This is a genomic window from Microbacterium sp. SORGH_AS_0505, assembly GCF_030818715.1.
Lineage (GTDB): Bacteria > Actinomycetota > Actinomycetes > Actinomycetales > Microbacteriaceae > Microbacterium.
This window is the reverse complement of sequence record NZ_JAUTAT010000001.1, coordinates 248,888-265,301: the sequence shown is the minus strand read 5'-3', so window position 1 is coordinate 265,301 and position 16,414 is coordinate 248,888. Positions and strand designations below refer to the sequence as shown.

The 16,414-nt window shown below is 71.4% G+C and carries 15 protein-coding genes; 11 read left to right on the top strand and 4 right to left on the bottom strand.

The annotated features are described in order from the left end of the window. Position 1: 1 nt before the first annotated feature. Together QE428_RS01390 and QE428_RS01385 are read right to left on the bottom strand one after the other, a co-directional pair. Positions 2-1,324, bottom strand: a complete 1,323-nt coding sequence (locus QE428_RS01390) for an O-antigen ligase (protein ID WP_307462319.1) — start codon at positions 1,322-1,324, stop codon at positions 2-4. Continuing rightward, complete coding sequence (locus QE428_RS01385; RefSeq protein ID WP_307462316.1) at positions 1,321-2,721, bottom strand: O-antigen ligase family protein; 1,401 nt, start codon at positions 2,719-2,721, stop codon at positions 1,321-1,323. Before QE428_RS01385 ends, QE428_RS01390 begins: the two co-directional genes overlap by 4 nt. A gap of 59 nt (positions 2,722-2,780) precedes the next feature. On the opposite strand from QE428_RS01385, the gene manA reads away from it, so the two are divergent. The 4 genes from manA to QE428_RS01365 all read left to right on the top strand — a co-directional run bounded on the left by manA (position 2,781) and on the right by QE428_RS01365 (position 8,701). Further along, positions 2,781-3,926 (top strand): mannose-6-phosphate isomerase, class I, encoded by a 1,146-nt coding sequence (manA, locus tag QE428_RS01380; RefSeq protein WP_307462313.1) that lies wholly within the window; start codon positions 2,781-2,783, stop codon positions 3,924-3,926. 141 nt (positions 3,927-4,067) lie between these two features. After that, positions 4,068-4,388, top strand: coding sequence for a WhiB family transcriptional regulator (locus tag QE428_RS01375; RefSeq protein WP_083199396.1), 321 nt, complete (start codon positions 4,068-4,070; stop codon positions 4,386-4,388). A 66-nt stretch (positions 4,389-4,454) separates the two neighbouring features. Continuing rightward, positions 4,455-7,316: a glycosyltransferase gene (locus QE428_RS01370; RefSeq protein ID WP_307462307.1), complete on the top strand. Its 2,862-nt coding sequence runs from the start codon at positions 4,455-4,457 to the stop codon at positions 7,314-7,316. Continuing rightward, positions 7,313-8,701, top strand: coding sequence for a DUF5719 family protein (locus tag QE428_RS01365; protein WP_091355861.1), 1,389 nt, complete (start codon positions 7,313-7,315; stop codon positions 8,699-8,701). Before QE428_RS01370 ends, QE428_RS01365 begins: the two co-directional genes overlap by 4 nt. Positions 8,702-8,728: 27 nt before the next feature. Here QE428_RS01365 and QE428_RS01360 read toward each other — a convergent pair whose 3' ends face one another. Beyond that, complete coding sequence (locus QE428_RS01360) at positions 8,729-9,151, bottom strand: metallopeptidase family protein (protein WP_172824683.1); 423 nt, start codon at positions 9,149-9,151, stop codon at positions 8,729-8,731. Between the two features lie 29 nt (positions 9,152-9,180). Beyond that, positions 9,181-9,807 carry a TetR/AcrR family transcriptional regulator gene (locus QE428_RS01355; RefSeq protein WP_133400152.1) on the bottom strand — a complete coding sequence of 209 codons (627 nt, stop codon included), beginning with the start codon at positions 9,805-9,807 and terminating at the stop codon, positions 9,181-9,183. A gap of 52 nt (positions 9,808-9,859) precedes the next feature. On the opposite strand from QE428_RS01355, the gene QE428_RS01350 reads away from it, so the two are divergent. From QE428_RS01350 to katG, 7 genes are all read left to right on the top strand, one after another. Then, entirely contained in the window at positions 9,860-10,477 is a 618-nt protein-coding gene (locus QE428_RS01350) for a biotin transporter BioY (RefSeq protein WP_133400151.1), read from the top strand. Beyond that, complete coding sequence (locus QE428_RS01345; RefSeq protein WP_307462299.1) at positions 10,474-11,163, top strand: energy-coupling factor ABC transporter ATP-binding protein; 690 nt, start codon at positions 10,474-10,476, stop codon at positions 11,161-11,163. Before QE428_RS01350 ends, QE428_RS01345 begins: the two co-directional genes overlap by 4 nt. Continuing rightward, positions 11,157-11,750: an energy-coupling factor transporter transmembrane component T gene (locus QE428_RS01340; protein WP_307462296.1), complete on the top strand. Its 594-nt coding sequence runs from the start codon at positions 11,157-11,159 to the stop codon at positions 11,748-11,750. Before QE428_RS01345 ends, QE428_RS01340 begins: the two co-directional genes overlap by 7 nt. A 51-nt stretch (positions 11,751-11,801) precedes the next feature. After that, entirely contained in the window at positions 11,802-12,008 is a 207-nt protein-coding gene (locus QE428_RS01335; RefSeq protein WP_036313226.1) for a DUF3499 family protein, read from the top strand. 22 nt (positions 12,009-12,030) lie between these two features. Further along, positions 12,031-13,488 carry an adenosylhomocysteinase gene (gene ahcY / locus QE428_RS01330; RefSeq protein ID WP_307462292.1) on the top strand — a complete coding sequence of 486 codons (1,458 nt, stop codon included), beginning with the start codon at positions 12,031-12,033 and terminating at the stop codon, positions 13,486-13,488. Between the two features lie 61 nt (positions 13,489-13,549). Further along, positions 13,550-13,984, top strand: coding sequence for a Fur family transcriptional regulator (locus QE428_RS01325; protein WP_133400148.1), 435 nt, complete (start codon positions 13,550-13,552; stop codon positions 13,982-13,984). A 44-nt stretch (positions 13,985-14,028) separates the two neighbouring features. After that, positions 14,029-16,368 carry a catalase/peroxidase HPI gene (katG, locus tag QE428_RS01320; RefSeq protein ID WP_307462290.1) on the top strand — a complete coding sequence of 780 codons (2,340 nt, stop codon included), beginning with the start codon at positions 14,029-14,031 and terminating at the stop codon, positions 16,366-16,368. The last annotated feature ends 46 nt before the right edge of the window (positions 16,369-16,414 follow it).

The window sequence follows — 16,414 nt, the reverse complement described above, 5'->3', positions numbered from 1 at the left end:
CCTACCCGGCCTGCCTGGACCCTCCCGGGGCGAGCGGCAGCCCCGGCGGAACTGCACGCCGATCCAAGGCTTCCCGCCACGACCGCGACTGTCCGGCCCGCACTGCGCAGATCACCAGAAGGAGCCAGCCGATGCCGAACAGCGTGAAGCTCTCGAACATCGAGACGACCGCGAGCGTGGCCACCATGAGTGGGACCCAGGCGTGCACGGCCGCGCGGCGGCGGCTGGCGTCCACCCACGATCGGGCGAAGGTGAGAGCGAAGAAGGCGACGAAGACCACCAGGCCGGCCCAGCCCAGTTGGAGGAGCACGTCGACGTACGCGTTGAGTGCCGTCGTGTGACTGTCCCGCAGCAGCCAGTTGATGACGGCGAAAGGCGGTTCGCGGACATCCCAGGGGCCGAACCAGCCCCAGCCCTGCACGGGCTGGCGCTGCACGTAGAACTCGACGAAGCGCCAGAGGTTCGTGCGCAGGGACAGGTCGTCGGCTGCTCCGAGCCGGTTGATGATCGGCGAACGCGCCCCCCACGCGACCGACCCGCCGATGACGGCGACAACGGCGAGTATCCATTGAGCGCGGGTGCGGTGTGCGTCGGGGATCCGACGGATGAGGTACAGAACCCCGGTCAGCGCCGAGACCGCTGCGGCGAGCACGAACACGGTCGGCGATGCGGACAGCAGCGCCAGGACGCTCGCGAGGACGATCGACAGGGCGGCGACCCCTGTGCGCACCGACCGGGTCCGGAGTTCCACGATGAACGTCACGAGGGCGACCACGCAGAAGAACCCGAGCATGTTCCTCGTGCCGAAGATGCCCTGAATCGGGCCGAGGTCGGCGATGTCGCCGCGGACGCCGAGGAAGGTGAACGGCATGTCGAAGAGGATGCCGGAGGCGATCTCGACAGCCAGCGAGACGATCAGGAGGAACCGAGCGACGTCGCCGACGGCGCGCACGGTCTGCAAGGTGTCCCGGATGTGACCGATGGTCACGGCGAGCAGCGCCAGCGCGGCGAGAGACAGCCAGCGGAAGAAGCTCTCGACGGGGTCCGTGCTCCAGAAGGCGCTCGCGAGCGTCCACAGGAGGAAGGCGACCAGAGTGAGAGGGATCAGCCGCAGCGCCGAGAGCTCGCGGCGCCGCGCGACGAGGATGCCGACGGCGATCATGCTCTCGGCGGCGATGATACTGACGAGCGCAGCACTCCCGGCGAGGCTCTCGATGGCGTGGCTTCCGGCGATGCTCGCGAGGACGGTCACCGTGAAGGCGCGCGCGAAGTCGGCGGAACCGGGAAGGTCGGTCCAGCGGGGGAGCGCACGCAGCGTCGTCATCGCTCGAGTGGCCTGTCTCCCTGTTCGCCGATGAGCCGTTCCTCCGAGGGACCTCTTCCGACCAGCGGGGCCTGCTTGATCTTGAAGGCGAAGAGGATGAGCAGGAACCAGCCCCAGTTCAGGAGGGGTGTCGACTCCGCGAGGCCCTGCACCAGCAGGATCGCCCCGGTCAGGGTCGGGAGTAGAGTGACGGCGGTGTAGGGCCGGTCGCTGACGAGGTCCCATCGGGGTCGGTCGATGGCGAAGAACCAGGACCGCCACACGAAGGCGACGTAGGCGGCGGCGATGAGGACGATCCCGACGGCGCCGAGCTGGAGGAAGACGTCGACCCACATGTTGTGCGCCTGCATGACGGTCTGACCGTGGTCGATGATCCACCGGTCGAAGGCGGGGTCGGTAGGGATCCACGGGGTGGAGAACCCCCAGCCGATGACGGGGTGCTCCACCGCTCGCGCGAGGACCTTCTCCCAGATCGACTCGCGTCCCGTGAGGTCGCTCGATCGTCCCAGCGCGGTGAAGACGTGGTCCCGCAGCAGCCAGGCGGCCAGCAGGCCTCCCACCGCGAGGATGCCGTAAGCCAGGTAGTAACGGGTGCGCTCGCCGGCTCGCGTGGTCGTCCGCATGACGAGGACCGTGATGAGGACGACCCCGACGGCGACGGCCGAGAGCGTGGCGGTCGCGGACCCCGCCCGAACGAAGAGGAAGACGGCGAGGACCAACCACAGAGCGAGCACGGGTCGTCGAGGTGCGCGCGAGGCGATCCGGATGGCGAACACGACGATCGCCAGCAGGGCGACATACGCGAGGGCGTTCGAATTGCCGAAGATCCCTTGGATGCGACCGCCGTCCAGGAGGTTGTCGCGAGACCACAGGACGATGGGATCGGGGACCGGTCCCGCGGGGCGCTCGAAGTGGGGCAGGATCGGGCCGTCCCAGATGAGGCTGACCCACAGTTCGAACACGATGGACAGTCCCAGCATCCATTTCAGAGCGGATGCCAGTGCCCGAACGACTTCGCGCCACGTCAGGACGGCCCCGACGAACAGTGCGCCCACGGTCGTGACGATCAGGAGGGCGACCGTCGTCAAGGTGGCTTCCAGCCAGTGCGTCCAGAGGATCGATGCGAGCGCCCACACGATGTACGCGAGCGCGTACCAGGGCAGTCGCGGCCACTGGACGCGGGGACGGATCGTCGCCCAGAGGATCACCGAGACGAGGAAGCTGACGACGCCGATGGCTGCCGCGACGGGGACGCCGAAGGCGAGGGGGAGCGCGGTCCCCGAAAGGGTGACGATCAACAGGGCGATGCACCAGCCGCGCAACAGGATGTGGCTCGTCCGCTCACGCGGCGGGGCAGCCGGCGGCGCCGAGACCGGGTGCGAGGAGTGGACGGCCATGGTGACAGCAGGGTATCGCGCGCCCCCGTGCGTTCCGCCTCACGCCCTAGGCTGATCGCGTGCTCGAGACGCTTGCGAACGCCCCCCGTGACTACTCGTGGGGATCTCCCACCGCCATCCCCGAGCTGCAGGGGCGGACGCCCACCGGAACGCCCGAGGCCGAGGTCTGGTTCGGTGACCATCCGGGGAGCCCCGCGATCCTGGGCGACGGGCGGACCCTCGCTGATGCGAGGACGCACGCCGGTGAGCCGCCGCTCCCGTTCCTGCTGAAGATCCTCGCGGCGTCGTCATCGCTGTCCATCCAGGCGCACCCCGACCTCGCCCAGGCGAAGGCGGGCTACGCCGCGGAAGAAGCGGCAGGCGTCCCTCGCGACGCGGCGGAGCGCGTCTACCGCGACGACAACCACAAGCCGGAGATCATCGTCGCGCTGAGCGAGCGCTTCCGCGCCCTCGTCGGGTTGCGTCCCGTGGCGGACACCGACCGTCTGCTCGCGGGGCTCGGCGAAGCATCCGGCGTCATGAGACTTCGGCACGAGTTGACCGCCGCCGCGCCCGCCGACGCGCTGCGCGCCGTCATCGAAGCGGTCCTCAGCGGGCGCGCGGACGACATCGTCACGGACGTGTCCGCCGCGATCCGGGATGCCGACGTTCCCGGCTTCGAGGAGGAGATCGACGTCCTCCGCGCCATCGTCCGGGACTTCCCGGGCGACGCGGGCATCGTCGTGGCGCTCCTCATGAACCTCGTCGTGCTGCGTGCCGGTGAGGCCGTCTTCGCCCCCGCGGGCGTCCTCCACGCCTATCAGGACGGCCTCGGCGTGGAGCTGATGGCGGCGAGCGACAACGTCCTCCGGGGCGGGCTCACGCCGAAGCACATCGACGTCCCCGAGCTCATGCGCATCGTCGACACGGAGCCCGCGGACGCTCCCGTCCTCGCGCCCCGCGGTGACGAGGAGGCGGGGGAGGTCTTCGACGCCGGGGTGCCCGACTTCCTCTTGACGCGTCATCGGATGACCGGCACGTCCCGGAAGATCGCGCTCGAGGGCCCGGCGATCGTGCTCGCGACCGCCGGAGCGGTGTCCGTGGCCGGCGACGAACAGCGCGTCGACCTCGTGTCGGGCGCGGCAGCCTACGCCCAGGGCGAGGACTCGCTCACCGTGGAGGGCGTCGGCGTCGTCTACATCGCGCAGCCCGGTCGCCGCCGGTGAGGGTCGCGACACGCCGGTGACCTCAAGAAGATTCAATGTCGGGTTGAGGGTTTACGATTTGCGACTTGACCGGAGCGAATCACACGGGTGTAATTAGGCATCGGCCGCACCGCGGCGAGTGTCTACAGGTGGGAGAGCAAGATGACGGGTTACCGTTCCGGCGTTCCCGAGAATTGGTTCGTCGACCCGGTGAACCTCGGGGTCCCCGGTGTCCGCCGGCGCATCGACACCGATGAGGACACGGCGCTCGCGTGGCAGGCCGACGCCCTGTGCGCGCAGACCGATCCCGAGGCGTTCTTCCCGGAGAAGGGCGGATCCACGCGGGACGCGAAGCGGATCTGCACCTCCTGCGACGTCCGCGGGGAGTGCCTGGAGTACGCCCTGCAGAACGACGAGCGGTTCGGCATATGGGGCGGCCTCAGCGAGCGCGAGCGCCGCAAGCTCAAGCGACACGCTTCCTGACGCGATCCGCGCCACCCCGTCCGTCCTCCCCGCGACGGTCGGTGCGCGACCTAGGCTGACCTGGTCATGCCCGCCCGAGTACACGCGATCCTCGTCGTCCGCCCCCACGGACGAGGCCCCACGGATCTCCACCTGAGCCGCACCCTGCGCGCGCTCGCCGCCCAGACGCGGCGCGTCGACGCGCTCACCGTCGTCCTGTGCGGCCCCGACGAGGCGCTGAAGAAGCTGGCCTCCGAATCCGGCGCCGAAGCCGTCATCGTCACGGGGCGTGCGACCGGATTCGCCGACGCGCTCCGGCTCGCCAGTCGGCGTGTGTCGGGAGACGCCGTCTGGTTGCTCGCGCAGGACACCGCTCCCGCCCCGGACGCGCTCGCGCGGCTCGCGGGTGCGCTGGAGACCGCGCCGTCCGTCGCCCTGGCGGCACCGAAACTGGTCTCGTGGGATGACGCGAGTCGCATCGTCTCCCTCGGCGTCACCGTGACGCGCACCGGCCGCACGGTGGGCCTGGCGGACGGGGAACTCGACCAAGGCCAGCACGACACCGGTCAAGACGTCCTCGGGTCGGACATCCGAGGCGTCCTCGTCCGTTCGCAGGTGTGGCGCGACCTCGGCGGAGTCGACCCGGGCCTCGCCGGTGCGGATGAAGGGCTCGATCTCGGCATCCGCGCCCGTTTGTCGGGGGGACGCGTCGCGCTCGCTCCCACCGCGCTCGTGGCCGTCGCGGGCGACGGTGTCGCCGGCGCGCCCGCGGGTCGCTCCGCGGGGGCTCGCGGGCGTCGCCAGTACGCCGAACGCAAGGCGCAGTTGCACCGCCGGATGGCGTACGCGCCGGCCCTCGCCGTTCCGTTCCACTGGCTGAGTCTTCTCCCGTTGGCGCTCTGGCGGACTCTCGGTCACCTGCTGGCGAAGAATCCGGGTCGCATCGGGCCGGAGTGGGTGGCGTCGTTCTCCGTCCTGTTCGGTCTCGCGTCCGTGGTGCGTGCGCGCCGCACCATCCGCCGGCACCGGTCGGCGTCGTGGTCCTCGCTCGCGTCCTTGCGGATCGGACGCCGCGACCTCCGCGAGCGCCTCGAAGACGAGGCGGACGCCGCGGCGACGCCGAGGGAAGACCTCCACTTCTTCAGCGGGGGAGGGGCATGGCTCGTCCTCGGCGCGCTCGCGACGTCGGTTCTGTCGTTCGGCGCGCTTCTGGCCTGGCCGGTCCTCGGCGGCGGCGGACTCGCACCGCTGCGCAGCGGCGTCCTCGCGCTGTGGACGGATGCCGCCTACGGTCCGCGAGCGCTGGGGTGGGACACCGTGGGTCCCGCCGATCCGTTCGCCTCGGTCGTGGCCGTGATCGGCTCGCTGTCACCCCTCGCCCCGTCCCGGGCCCTCGTCATCCTGTGGTTCCTCGCGCTGCCGCTCGCGGCGCTCGGCGGCTGGTTCGCTGCAACGCGCGTGACCGCGCGTCCCGTCCTCCGCGCCGCCGCGGGATTCGCGTGGGCCGTCGCACCGATGTTCCTCGCCGCCCTCGTCGAGGGTCGGCCGGCCGCGGTCATCCTCCACCTCGCGCTCCCGTGGCTGGTCTACACGGCGCTCGCCGCGCGTCGCTCGTGGAGCAGCGCAGGATTGGCCTCGATCATCCTGGTGGTGGTCGTGGCGTGCGCGCCCTCCCTGGGGCCCGCGCTGATCGTGCTGTGGCTCGTGGGGCTCGGACTGGCGATCGCCACCCGCCGTGGACGTGGAGCCGGTCGCATCGCGTGGCTCGTCGTGCCGTCCGTCGCCGTCTTCCTCCCCCTCTGCTGGTACCACCTGAGCGTGGGCGATGCGCTCGCCGTCTTCGCCGATCCCGGGCGTCCGCTCGCCGTCTCGGGTGACCCGGACGGTCTGCTGCCCAAGGCGCTTTTCGCTTTCGGCTACCCGTCGACCGACGGGGTCGGATGGGCGCAGTTCCTCGGCGAGGACGGGCGCGCGTGGTGGGCCGCCGCGTTCACGGCTCCCGTCGTGGTCCTCGCGCTCCTCGGGCCCGTCCTCGGTCGCCTACTCCCGGCATCCGTCGCTCTGGTGGCGGGAGTCCTCGGCGTAGCGACCGCGGTCGCGGGGTCGGGTGTCGCTCTGACGGTCGGGATGTCCGGCTCCGTCCCGATCTGGCCCGGGAGCGGACTCTCGCTCGCGTGGGCCGGCCTCGTCCTCGCCGCCGTCGCAGGCCTCGACGGGCTGCGCCGCGTCGACGCCCTCGTTCCCGTGGCGGCGTCCGTGATCATCGCCTTCCTCGCCGTCGGCGCGGTGCCCGCGCTGACCGCCGTCGTCCGAGGGGATGCCGCACTCACCGACGGGCCGACGAGCACCCTGCCGGCGTACGTCCAGACCGCGGGCAGCGAAGGGGAGCGCGACGGCGAACAGACTGCGACGCTCGTCCTCACGGTGCAGCCGGATGCCGCCTACTCGGCGGCGGTGGTCTGGGGTGCCAGCGAAACCCTCGGCGGACAGACGACGCTGCAGTCCACACGCCCCGACCTGACCGCAGGCGACCGCGAGCTCGCCCACGTGACGGCCGACCTCGTCTCGACGGCCGGCGGCGATGTCGTGTCCACCCTCGCGAACCACGGGATCGCCTACGTGCTCCTCGAGCGGGCGCCCCGCGAGAGCGACCTCGCCCGAGCGGGCCGACTGGGTGCTCAGAACCTGCTGAACCAGCGGGCCGACCTCGTGAGCGTCGGCGAGACGGCCCGCGGCGTCCTGTGGAGCGTGGAGGGTGCCATCGCGGAGCGCACTGTCGACGACGCGTCAGGCCCCACGACGCTCCGGGTGGCACTCCTCCAACTCGGCGTGATCGTCATCGCGCTGCTGCTGGCGGTCCCGACTCGGGCGAGCCTGCGCGCGGGACGACGTCACCCGCGCATCATCGGTGAGCGCGATGCGCTCGCTGCGGAGAGGAGCAGCTCGTGACGACCGCCCGCCGGATCCGTCGGGGCGTCGGGGGCGTGGTCAGCGTCCTCGTCGTCGTCGGCACCCTCTTCCTCGTGACCACGCCGCTGCCCGAGGTCGACCGGTCCACGCTGTCGCTCACGACCCGTCCCGAAGCGGCGACATCGCTGCTGTCCTGCACGGGACCGCTGTTCGCCGCGGGCCGGAACACCGATGATGCCGCCGCCGTCCAGGTCGCCGCGTCGCAGAGCGTCGTCGCGGGAACCGCTGCGGGGGATGCCGCGCCTGCGCAGGGTGAGGTCGCTTCGGCGGTGGCCGACGGTCCGCCGGCCCTGTCGTTCTCCGCGGTTCCCGTCGAAAGGGTGCGAACGGACCTCGCTGCGGCAGGATCGTCGCGCGTGAACGCCGACGACCTGGCCGGTTTCGGCGCGTCGGCGTGCACGCCGCCCGCCATGGAGACGTGGCTCTCCGCCGGCAGCGGTCTCACGGGCGCCGCCGACCTGGTGGTCATCGCCAATCCTGGGGACGTCGCTGCGCGCGTCGATCTCACCGTCTTCGCGTCCGGCGGTCGGACGGCACCCGAGGCGGGCGCAGGCATTCTGATTCCGCCGCAGCAGCAGCGGATCGTCCCGCTCGCGTCCCTCGCGCTCGGCGAGACCAGCCCGGTCGTCCTCGTCTCGGCCACGCAGGCCCCTGTCCAGGCGGTGCTGCAATCGAGCCTCACCCGCACTCTCGTGCCGGTCGGCGTGGACGAGGGGGGTGCGACGGGCCTGCCGCGCACGCAGCAGACGATCCCCGCCTTCAGCGTCGTCGGCGAACGCGATGAGCCCACCGACACCGCCGTCCGCGTGCTGGCGCCCTCCGACGACACCACGGTGTCGGTGTCGGTGACGCCCGTCGGCGGGCGAACGGCAGCGGCGTCGTTCAACGATCTCGCGGTGACCGCGGGTGTCCCGCTCGAGATCGACATGGAGAGGCTGCCCCCGGGACGGTACCGCGTGGACATCGACGCCGGGGCTCCCGTCGTCGCCTCGGCCCACGCCTCGACCGGGGCGGATGCCGGATCCGATTTCGCCTGGTACGGCACGGCCGACGACATCCGGGTCCCCTCGCTCCTCGCCGTCGCGCAGGGACCGCAGCCGCAGCTCGCGATCGTCAACCCGGGAGCGCAGGAAGTCGCGGCGGTCCTCACCGGCGCCGCTGGCGCCGGCGAGCCGAGCGAGGTCCGGATTCCGGCGGGCGGATCGGCGTCGGTCGACCTGCGCGCGGGCGAGCTCTACCGGCTGGATCCGGCCGGCGGCACCCTCCGCGCGAGCGTCACGTTCTCCGCGCCCGATGCGATCGCCGGCTATCCCGTCCTCCCCGCGGACGCGGCCGCCGCGCCCGTCGTGGTGCGGCCTCGCTGACGCCCGCCGGAGCAGGGTCCGTCGCGGTCAGAACCGGAAACGGTCGGGACCCAGGTCCCACGGGTCGCGGTCGAGGTACTCGGCTGCGGCGCGGAAGACGCAGCTCTCGATCATCATGCGGCGGTGCAGATCGTCGTTGCGGTGCAGTCGCGCGAGCCGTTCGATCGGCAGGCGGAAGAGGATGATCCGCTTCTGCTCGCCCTGGACCTGCCAGCGGGGGATGCCGTCGTCATCGGATGCGTCCGGCATCCACCCGATGTCGAAGCGGACCTCCCGGAGTTCGGGCCAGGCGCTCCGGAGGAATTCGACGGCCGTCGTGACGGTCAGGTCGAACTTCTCGGCGCGGGTCTCGATGGCGGGGAGTGGCGGGCGGACGACGGAGCTGCGGTCCAGACGGCCGTGTCGACCGTGCCGATCGGGGCGGGCGGTTGTGCGCGCACGTCGCCTCACGGGTCCACCTTGCTGCGCATGACGCCATCCTAGGCGTCGGCGGGCCGCCGGGTGCCGTCCTGCCAGACAGTGATGCCGCCGGCGATGAGAGCGAGGGCCGCAGAGAAGGCGTCGTCGGCGGGGTGCTCGAAGGAAGCGGGGGTGACAGTCGCCTCGGGCGCGGCCGCACCCCAGGCATCCGCTGATCGGCGCTGCTGCTCGTGGAACGTGATCCCGACGACGTAGTGGGTGATCGCGTCGGCGACCACGTCGGCGGTGGCGGACTCCTCCCAGCCGGAGAGCGCCTCGTGCAGGGGGGATGCCACGAGCCCGAGCGCCAGCGAACTCGAGACGACCTCGGCGCCGTCCCGGTGGGCGAGGAGCCGATCGTGCAGGCGGTGGCCGAGGGTGACGGCCGCCTCCGCGAGGTCGTCCGGATCCGACGGACGAAGGGTGACCGGGGCCAGGATGCGCGCGCTCACCGCCGCCAACAGCTCCTGCTTGCTGGCCACGTGCCAGTAGAGCGCGCTCGGCTGGACGCCGAGCTCGTCGGCGAGCCGCCGCATGGAGAGGTCGGGCAGGCCGACCCGATCGAGGAGGTCGACCGCCGCGTCGACGACGTCCTCTCGTGTCCTTCGCGCGGGACGGGGCGACCGGTTTGAGTCCGGGGGAGTCATGGGGCTACCCTACCTGAACAGTGTTCACGTGAACGCCGTTCAGGAGGATGAGATGACCCACCCACGCCCGACTCCGCGTCTGGACACGACCGACCTCGCGCGCGCAGCGGTCTTCGCCGGCGTCATCGCCGTCCTCGGACTACCCGGCTCGTTCTCGGTCTTCGGCGGCGTGCCCATCACCGCGCAGACGTTGGGGGTCATGCTGGCCGGTGCCATCCTCGGGCCGCTGGTCGGCGCGGTGTCCGTCGCCACCCTGCTGGCGCTCGTCGCCCTGGGCTTGCCCCTGCTCGCCGGCGGGCGCGGCGGAGCGGCCGTTTTCGTCGGGCCGACCTCGGGTTACCTGATCGGTTGGCTCGTCGGCGTCGTGATCATCGGGCTGATCGTGCACGCCGGTGAGCGTCGACCGGTGTGGTGGCGTACCTTCCTCGGGGTTTTCCTCGGCGGAGTCGTGGCCGTGTACGCCTGCGGCATCCCGCTCCAGAGCGTCATCATGCGGATCGGCGTCGATCAAGCCGCCCTCGCCAATCTCGCGTTCGTGCCCGGTGACCTCGCGAAGGCGATCATCGCGACCGTCGTCGTCGGCGCTCTGGTCCGCGGCTACCCGCGTGCGTTCCGGCGCACCTGGGCGCCGCGTGCGACCGCTCCGCGTGAGGCGGCGCCGGTCCGGTGACGAGCGCCGTCCGACTCGCCGGTGTCTCGGTTCGGCTGGCTGGCACCGACGTCCTCCACGATGTCGACCTCGCGCTCGATGCGCGGACCGTCGCCGTCGTCGGCGACAACGGCTCGGGCAAGTCGACGCTGGCCCGCCTCATCGGCGGGCTCGTGCGGCCGACGCGGGGACGTGTCGAGGTCTTCGGTCTCGACACGGTGACGGATGCCGCGGCGCTCCGCTCCCGCACCGCGATCGTCTTCAGCAATCCCGATGCGCAGATCGTCATGCCGACCGTCGCCGAGGACGTCGCCTTCTCCCTCCGTGCGGACCGGCTGCCCCGGCCGGAACGCGACGCGCGTGTCGCGGCCGCCCTCGAGCGGTTCGCCCTCGCGGAGCTCGCCGATCGCCCCGCCTACGAGCTGTCCGGTGGTCAGAAGCAGCTCCTCGCCCTGTGCGGCGCGTTCGTCCGGCATCCGGGCCTCGTGATCGCCGACGAACCGACGGCGTTCCTCGACGGTCGGAACGCCCGTATCGTCGCGGGGCACCTGCTCGCCGACGGCGGGCATCGCCTGGTCGTCGTGACGCACGACCTCGACCTCGCGGCGCGCTGCGACGTCGCCGTCCGGGTGCATGAGGGGCGCATCGCCCAGGTGGGCGTCGCGGACGAGGTCGTCGCGGGCTACGCCGCGAGCTGGCGATGCTGAGCCTGTACCGCCCCGGCTCCGGTCCCTGGCACCGGATGCCGCCGGGGCCGAAGGCGCTGCTCCTCCTGCTCCTTGCGCTCGGCGTCTCGCTCCTGCCGTCGGCGTGGCCGTCCGCGGCCGTCGCGGTCGGCGTCTGCGTCGTCTGCTACGTCGTCCCCGGAGTGGGCATGGGTGAGCTCGGACGTCAGGTGTGGGTGCTCCGCTGGCTCGTCGTGGTGGCCTTCGGCATCCCGTGCATCTTCCTCGGTGTCGAGGCGGCGACGGTCGGCACCGTCCGCATCGTGGCCGCCGTCGCCCTCGCCGGGCTCCTCGCCCTGACGACTCCGGTCGCCGCGCTCCTCGACGTGGTGGAGCGGGCGCTGGGACCGCTCCGGATCGTCGGTGTGGATGCCTCCCGCGTCGCGCTCCTGCTCGTCGTCGCGCTCGGAACGGTGCCGACGCTGGCCCGTCTCGCTCGCGAAGTGCGCGATGCGCAGCGCGCGCGGGGGGCCTGCGGCATCCGAGTGTTCGTGGTTCCCTTCCTCGTGCTCGCGCTGCGTCACGCAGACGACCTCGGGGACGCGTTGACGGCCCGCGGGGTGCGTTGAGACCGGCGCGGCCTCCCCGCACCGTGGGGGCGCGCGGATAGCGTGGACCCGATGCTCGAGAGACTCTGCTCCAAGGTGGGCTGCGCCCGTGAGGCCGTGACGACCCTGACCTACGACTACGGCGACCAGATGGCCGTCCTCGGCCCGCTGGGCGCCGGAAACGACCCCCACGCGCACGATCTGTGCGCGATCCACACCGGCAGGATGTCGGTTCCCAAGGGGTGGGTCGTCGTCCGTCACGAGACGCTCCGCGTCTGACCCCGCGTGGGAGGATGGGCGCGTGCCCACTCCCGTGAAGACCATCGAACACGTCGTCGCCGACCTTTCGCTCGCGGAGGCCGGTCGTCATCAGATCCGCCTCGCCGAGAACGAGATGCCCGGACTCATGGCGCTCCGAGAGGAGTTCGGCGTCAGCCGTCCGCTCGCCGGTGCGCGGATCGCCGGGTCGCTGCACATGACGGTGCAGACCGCCGTCCTCATCGAGACGCTCGTCGTCCTCGGCGCGCAGGTCCGATGGGCCAGTTGCAACATCTTCTCCACGCAGGACGAAGCCGCCGCAGCCGTCGTCGTGGGGCCGAGCGGTACCGTCGCCGAGCCCGCCGGCGTGCCGGTGTTCGCTTTCAAGGGGGAGACGCTCGAGCAGTACTGGGAGCTCGCCGACCGGATCTTCGACTGGTCCGACGAGGGCTTCGACGGCCCGAACCTGATCCTCGACGACGGCGGCGACGCGACCCTGCTCGTTCACAAGGGCGTCGAATTCGAGGCCGCCGGTGCGGTGCCGGATGTCGCGCACACGGACTCGGCGGAGTACCGCATCGTCCTCGAGACGCTCCGGAGCAGCCTCGCGCGCGACCCGCAGCGGTTCACCCGTCTGGCGGCGGGGCTGCTCGGCGTCACCGAGGAGACGACCACCGGGGTCCACCGTCTCTACGAGCTGCACGCGGACGGGAAGCTCCTGTTCCCCGGCATCAACGTGAACGACTCGGTCACGAAGTCGAAGTTCGACAACAAGTACGGCATCCGACACTCCCTCCCCGACGGCATCAACCGCGCCACCGACGTCCTCATCGGCGGCAAGGTCGCCTTCGTCGTCGGGTACGGGGACGTCGGCAAGGGAGCCGCCGAGGCCCTGCGCGGCCAGGGTGCCCGCGTCATCGTGGGCGAGGTCGACCCGATCTGCGCCCTGCAGGCGGCGATGGACGGCTACCAGGTCGCCCGTCTGGAGGATGTCGCGGACCAGGTCGACATCGTCATCACCGGGACGGGCAACACCCGTGTCGTCACGGTGGATCACCTCCTCGCGCTCAAGCACCTCGCCATCGTCGGCAACGTCGGTCACTTCGACGATGAGATCGACATGGCGGCGCTCGAGGCGCTGCCCGGTGTCGAGAAGGTCGAGATCAAGCCCCAGGTCCACGAGTACCGTCTGCCGACGGGGCGCAGCATCCTCGTCCTGTCGGAGGGGCGCCTCCTCAACCTCGGCAACGCGACCGGTCACCCGTCGTTCGTCATGAGCGCCTCGTTCACGAACCAGGTGCTCGCGCAGATCGAGTTGTTCACGAGGGTCGACGAGTACCCGACGGGCGTGTACGTGCTGCCCAAGGCACTCGACGAGAAGGTCGCGCGCCTGCACCTGCCCGCCCTCGGCGTGCAGCTGACGCAGCTGACGCAGGAGCAGGCGTCGTACATCGGCGTGCCCGTCGAGGGACCCTACAAGCTCGATCACTACCGGTACTGACGCCGACACGCCCGGCGCAGGTCTCTTTTGATCGGATCAAAAGAAGGCGTAGGCTGAGTCCATGACCGATCTCACCCTGGACCCCGCCGGCGCCCTGCGCGACGCGGGTCTGCGGGTGACCGAGTCCCGGCTGGCGGTGTTCGCCGCGCTCGCCGCCCACCCGCACGCGAGCGCGGACGCCGTCTTCGCCGAGGTCGCGGGGGCATTGCCGAAGGCGAGCCGCCAGTCGGTCTACAACGCGCTGAACGACTTCGCGGATGCCGCGATCGTCCGCCGCATCGAGCCGGCCGGTCAGCCCATGCTGTTCGAGCTCCGTGTCGACGACAACCACCACCACCTCGTGTGCACCTCCTGCGGCCGCGTCCAGGACGTCGACTGCGCCGTGGGCGCGGCACCTTGCCTGCACCCCGCCGACGACCACGGCTTCCGGATCGCCGCGGCCGAGGTGACCTATTGGGGTCTCTGCGGCGACTGCGCCGCCGAGGCCGCCGCCTGACCTCCCACCGCCCACCACTCATCCACCCGAACGGAAGGATCACCATGAGCGACCGTGACCCCCAGGCCGAGCCCATCGGCGCCGAGGCGACCGACGTCGACCACGCCGTCACCCCCATCGACACCCCGGTCGACGAGCGCGGCGACGGCGAGACGCGGCCGCGGGAGAACACCGCCGACGCCTGCCCCGTCATCCACGCGGCGCCCGGCGCCGACCGCGCGAACCACGGCGGCCAGCCGCATCCCACCGTCGGCACCGCCAACCAGGTGTGGTGGCCGAACCAGCTGAACCTCCGCATCCTCAAGAAGAACCCGGCCGTCGGCAACCCCGTCGGCGAGGACTTCGACTACAAGGCCGCCTTCGAGGCCCTCGACCTCGCCGCCGTGAAGGCCGACATCGCGAAGGTTCTCACCACCTCCCAGGACTGGTGGCCCGCCGACTTCGGCAACTACGGCCCCCTCATGATCCGGATGGCCTGGCACTCGGCCGGCACCTACCGCGCGACCGACGGTCGCGGCGGCGGCGGCACCGGCCAGCAGCGTTTCGCGCCGCTGAACAGCTGGCCCGACAACGTCAACCTCGACAAGGCGCGGCGCCTCCTCTGGCCCGTCAAGAAGACCTACGGCCAGGCGCTCTCGTGGGGTGACCTCATGATCCTCGCCGGCAACGTCGCGCTCGAGACCATGGGCTTCGAGACCTTCGGCTTCGGCGGCGGACGCCCCGACGTCTGGGAGCCGGACGACGACGTGTACTGGGGCCCCGAGACCACGTGGCTCGCCGACGAGCGCTACAGCGGCGACCGCAACCTCGAGAAGCCCCTCGCGGCGGTCCAGATGGGCCTCATCTACGTCAACCCCGAGGGCCCCAACGGCGAGCCCGACCCGCTGAAGTCGGCCCGCGACATCCGCGAGACCTTCGGCCGCATGGGCATGGACGACGAGGAGACCGTCGCCCTCATCGCCGGTGGTCACACCTTCGGCAAGACGCACGGTGCGGCGCCCGACACGAACGTGGACGACAACCCCGAGGCCGCCGGTCTCGAGCAGCAGGGCCTCGGCTGGAAGAACAGCCACGGCACCGGCAAGGGCGACGACACGATCACTTCGGGCCTCGAGGTCACGTGGACCTACCACCCGACCCGGTGGGACAACGAGTTCTTCCACATCCTCTACGCCTACGACTGGGAGCTCATGCGCAGCCCCGGCGGCGGACACCAGTGGCGTCCCACCAACGGCGCCGGTGCCGACATGGTCCCGCTCGCTCACTCCGAGGGCCGCCGCGAGCCGCGCATGCTCACGAGCGACCTGGCCCTTCGCATGGACCCGGCCTACGACGCCGTGTCGCGCCGCTTCAAGGACGACCCGGTCGCCTTCGGCGACGCGTTCGCCCGCGCGTGGTTCAAGCTCACGCACCGCGACATGGGTCCCGTCGCGCGCTACCTCGGCCCCGAGGTGCCGCAGGAGGAGCTCATCTGGCAGGACCCGGTGCCCGCCGTCGACCACGAGCTGATCGACGACGCGGATGCCGCTCTGCTCAAGGAGCGCATCCTCGCCACCGGCCTGACGGTGTCGCAGCTGGTCTCGACGACCTGGGCCGCGGCATCCACCTTCCGCGGCAGCGACAAGCGCGGCGGCGTCAACGGCGCCCGCATCCGCCTCGCGCCGCAGAAGGACTGGGAGGTCAACAACCCCGAGCAGCTGCAGACGGTCCTCGCCGCGCTCGAGGACGTGAAGGCCGCCTTCGACGCCGAGCAGCAGGGACGCACCACGGTCTCGCTCGCCGACCTCATCGTGCTCGCGGGCAACGCGGGCGTCGAGAAGGCGGCGAAGGATGCCGGTGTCGAGGTCTCCGTGCCGTTCCACCCGGGCCGCACCGACGCTTCGCAGGAGCAGACCGACGAGTTGTCCTTCGGGTACCTCGAACCGGTCGCCGACGGCTTCCGCAACTACTACGGACCGAACGCGTTCCTCCCGGCGGAGCACCACCTCATCGACAAGGCGAACCTGCTGACCCTCAGCGCGCCCGAGATGACGGTGCTCGTGGGCGGCCTGCGCTCCCTCGGCGCGAACTGGGACGGCTCGTCGCACGGCGTGTTCACCGGCCGGCCGGGTGCGCTCACGAACGACGTGTTCGTGAACCTGCTCGACCTCGGGTCGACGTGGACACCCCTCGACCCGGGCTCGCACGCCTTCCGCGGCGTCGCTTCCGACGGTTCGCAGATCGGTGTGGGCACCCGTGCCGACCTCGTGTTCAGTTCGAACTCGGAGCTGCGGGCGATCGCCGAGGTCTACGCCTCGGACGACGCCGCCGAGAAGTTCGTCCGCGACTTCGTGGCTGCCTGGACGAAGGTGACCGAGCTCGACCGGTTCGACCTGCACGCCTGACCGGCACCGCCATCACGACGCACGGCCCCTCCTTCGCGGGAGGGGC